The 3,722-nt window shown below is 70.9% G+C and carries 3 protein-coding genes and 1 pseudogene; 2 read left to right on the forward strand and 2 right to left on the reverse strand.

Going from position 1 to position 3,722, the window contains the following annotated elements:
* Positions 1–45 precede the first annotated feature (45 nt).
* Together BM093_RS37750 and BM093_RS34320 are read left to right on the forward strand one after the other, a co-directional pair.
* A complete protein-coding gene (locus BM093_RS37750; protein WP_093357518.1) occupies positions 46–120 on the forward strand; it encodes an SHOCT domain-containing protein in 75 nt (24 codons plus the stop codon).
* Between the two features lie 1,210 nt (positions 121–1,330).
* Positions 1,331–2,782, forward strand: coding sequence for a TMEM165/GDT1 family protein (locus BM093_RS34320; protein ID WP_245773995.1), 1,452 nt, complete (start codon positions 1,331–1,333; stop codon positions 2,780–2,782).
* Between the two features lie 43 nt (positions 2,783–2,825).
* Here the strand turns inward: BM093_RS34320 and BM093_RS34325 are convergent, their stop codons facing one another.
* Entirely contained in the window at positions 2,826–3,251 is a 426-nt protein-coding gene (locus tag BM093_RS34325) for a YkvA family protein (protein WP_245773996.1), read from the reverse strand.
* 196 nt (positions 3,252–3,447) lie between these two features.
* Positions 3,448–3,722 (reverse strand): annotated as a pseudogene (locus BM093_RS36465) (hypothetical protein); the annotation flags it as partial.

Consider the following 3,722-nt stretch of genomic DNA (forward strand, 5'->3'; position numbering starts at 1 on the left):
ACCCGATCGGAGGGACCGCCGCAGGCTCGCCCGTCGGCGCGACAGATCCTCGACGAGCGCTACGCCCGCGGCGAGATCGACGAGGACGAGTACCATCACCGCCGCGACGTGCTGAGATGAACCCGGCACCCGATCAGCAGACACCGCGCGCCGAGGGCTGGCCGGATCGGCGCCGCCACTGTTGGGGCCTGGGCCCCACCGACTGGCCGGCTGAAGTGAATCGAGAGCGGCCGGGCTACGCGGGCCCACGGGTGACCCGGTTGCTCGCTGGTTGGCACGCCAAGGGTGTGGATCGTCGTCGGAGGTCGCGTCGATCCTGGCGGTCGACGCCGTCCGACACCCCGGTCGCCGGGACGCCGTGCACGGGCCGATGCGTGCGTGGACCTGACTTCACACACCGCATGGCTGCTCGAGACGGGTAGATCACGCGCACCGTCCCGTTCCTCGACGGCGACCTCCGCACCGCCACCCCGCCGGGCACCTTCACGGTCGACTGGAAGGCGCGGAACCACCAGAGCCGCGAATACGACAGCCCGATGCCGCCGGGCGTCATCCGACTCGCGCTCGCCGTCCGGGGCCCGGGTGTCGCGACGCCGCAGCAGTCGCGCCGCAGCAGTCGCACTGCCATCGCGGCCAGGGCGATCAGCACGCTCCCCAGCAGGACCGTCGCGTCGGACACACCCCGCCGAAATGGTCGCTGATGGTCGCCTGGGCGTCGGCTGTTGGTCGACCGCGGTGGGCGCCACGAGTCCGGCGGTGTCGTCGCTGAGCAGGTACAGCAGCCCGATCTCGATGATCAGCAACCCGGAGATCAGGCTGGTCGATGGGTGCTGCAGCGGTCCGATCCGCACCTCGCGCCCACGTAGCCACGGCTTGCGTGAGAGCCTGAGGTGGTCCCACAGCAGTGCGAGTACGAACGGCGGGGCCGCCAGCCCGGCCGCGTAGGCGCCCAGCAGTGCGGCGCCGTAACCGGGATCCGAGCCGACCGCGGCGACGGTCAAGATGCTGCCCAGCAGGGGACCGGAACAACAGCAAGCCAGACCGTAGACCGCGCCCAGGGCGTAGGTCGACACGGTCCCGAGATCCCGGACCGCCCAGCGAGCCGGCCCGCGGTGGCGCTGCCGAATCCGATGCCCAGCACACTGAGGACGCCGAACCCGATCAGTAGTAGCCCGCCTCGTCCGCCACGGCGAGGTCGGCGACGGGCTGGTCCGGAGGGCATGCGTGCACGCGTCAATCGTGGGCAGCATCTCGCCGCGGACTGGTCAACACCCTGGGGTCGGTCGGGTTAAGCTATTGCTGTACGCGAAGGGGAGTAGCTCCCAACGCCGTGCTCGACACACTGGTCCGCCCCGTCCGGGCCGGCCCGGGCGCAGCGGCCTGTTTACAGGCGAGCGAGACCTTCGATCCGGAGGAGCCGGATCGAGGTCAGTTCGTGCCCCTCGATCCGGTGCGAGATCGAGGGATGGACATGGACGGGTTCCTGGTCGCGTTCGCGGTCAGCTTCGGTGTCATATTCGTGGCCGAGCTGGGTGACAAGTCCCAGCTGATGGCCCTGACGTTCGCGACGCGCTTCAAGGCGGTCCCGGTGCTCGTCGGCATCGCGCTGGCCACGTCGGTGACCCATTTCGTGTCGGTCGCGGTCGGCTACGGTCTCGGCGCGTCGATCCCGACCGGCTGGATCACGCTGGTCGCCGCGCTGGCCTTCCTGGTGTTCGGCGCATGGACCCTGCGCGGGGACACTCTGTCCGAGGACGAGGAGCAGAAGGCCCGGCGAGCGGGCGGCTCGGCCGTCGTCGCCGCGTCGGTGGCGTTTTTCCTGGCCGAGTTGGGTGACAAGACGATGTTGGCGACCATCACCCTGGCTGCCCAGCACGGCACGCTCGGCGGTTCAGTCGGCGTGTGGGCCGGGTCCACCCTGGGCATGGTGGCCGCCGACGCGCTGGCCATCGTCGTCGGACGCCAGCTCGGTAAGCGGCTGCCGAAGCGGGTCATCTCGGTCGGCGCGGCGGTCTTGTTCGTCGTCTTCGGCGCGTGGCTGTTCGTCGAGGCGATTCCGCAGGTCTGGGGCGAGAATGCCTGGTCGCGGCTGTTCGCCGCACTCGGCCACCAAGGCTTCGGGTGGGTCGCGTTGGCATCGGGGGCGATCGCGGTCGGCGTTGCCCTGTGGCTTCGCCGGCGTGGCCGCGGCGAACGCCGGCTCGACGTGTTGCGCGGGTCCGGCAGCCCGGCCTGGTGGGCGCGGACGCTGTTCGTGGTCGCCGCGGTGCTCGGCTTCGGTGCCGCGTTGCTGGTCGCGCTCGACGTGCTGGAGCCAATCTCGGTGTTGGCGCAGCCGGCCGTCGCGGTGATCGGGGCGGCCCTGCTGCTGGTCGGGTTCGTGGTGGTCGCGGTGGCGATGCGCCAGCTCGACACAGTCTGGGAGCAGTCAGTCACCGAAGCCGGGCCCGCCACGGCTGGGGCCACGGAGGCCGCCCGACAGCCGGTGCTCGTCACCAGCGGGCTGTACCGCCGGACTCGTCACCCCGCTCTGACCGGAGTGATCGTCGGCTGCGTCGGAATGCTGTTCATGGCGCCGACCCTGCTCGGCATGCTCGCCGGTGTGCTGATCCTGGTGGCGGTGCAGCTCCAGGCCCGCGCGGTGTGCGAGCCCGGCCTGGCCTCCGCATTCGGCACCGAGTATGACGCCTACCGGATGTACACCGGCCGCTTCCTGCCGCGGGTGCGTCCCACCAGCTCTATCGACTACCCCGTACACCAGCGTTCCCAGGTGCGTCGCTGACCGTGCCGCGCGACGAGCCGCGGCTGCTCGGCTCCGTGTCGGTTCACCTTTGGCGCGGTTGGTCGGGTCGGGCGGGGCCGAGGAGTAGTTCGAGCAGCCGCGGCTCGGCCGGCCAGGCGGCGAGCAGGTCCGCGCGGGGGATGGCCCGGGCGGCGTAGCGCAGCAGCAGTACCACCGCGATGACGTCGTCCAAGGGGCCGATCATCGGAAGGAACTCGGGGATCAGGTCGATCGGCGAGATCACCCACAGCACGGCGACCAGCAGTGCGATCTTGGCGTGGCGCGGTACCGCGGGCGAGCGGCGTAATCGGCGCGCGGTGCTCACGCACGCGGGTAGGAACTCCGCGATCTCACGCAGCAGGCCGGGCGATAGCCGGCGCGCGAACAGGAACATCGTGGCGCACAGCACGCCCCAGGCCGCGAGGGCGACAAGCAGCCACCACAGCCACTGGTGCCAGTCGATGCTCACGCGACCTCCCACGCCCTCGCGCGCCAGCATCATTGTGTAACACATGTTGCATCGGCTTGGAATCGGACGCCGTGTCTCGGAAACGCTGCTGCCTGACGAGCGGTGCTCTGCGGCTGGTGCTGTCGAGTGCGTCGTGTCCGTGTCGCCTGTGCCCAGGGCCGCGGTACCGGCGGCCCGCGCGGGCCGTGTGTGCCGTTCATGTCGGTGTCCCGACCACGGCCAGGACCGCACCTGCGCCCACGCCGAGCAGCAACGACACCGCAGCGGTGCCGAGCGCGGTCCACCGCGCCCACGGGCGCGACCGGGTCCCCGATCCCTCGCGGTCGACGGGGTCGGCGGTGCCGTCGTGGTCGTTGTCGGGGGCGGTGAAGACGGGTGCGATGACGCGCAGGTAGTAGAACAGCGAGGCGACGGTGTTGAGCACGGCGAGCACGACCAGCCAGGCCAGGCCACCGTCGACGGCCGCGGTGA

It is taken from the genome of Pseudonocardia ammonioxydans (genome assembly GCF_900115005.1).
Classification (GTDB): domain Bacteria; phylum Actinomycetota; class Actinomycetes; order Mycobacteriales; family Pseudonocardiaceae; genus Pseudonocardia; species Pseudonocardia ammonioxydans.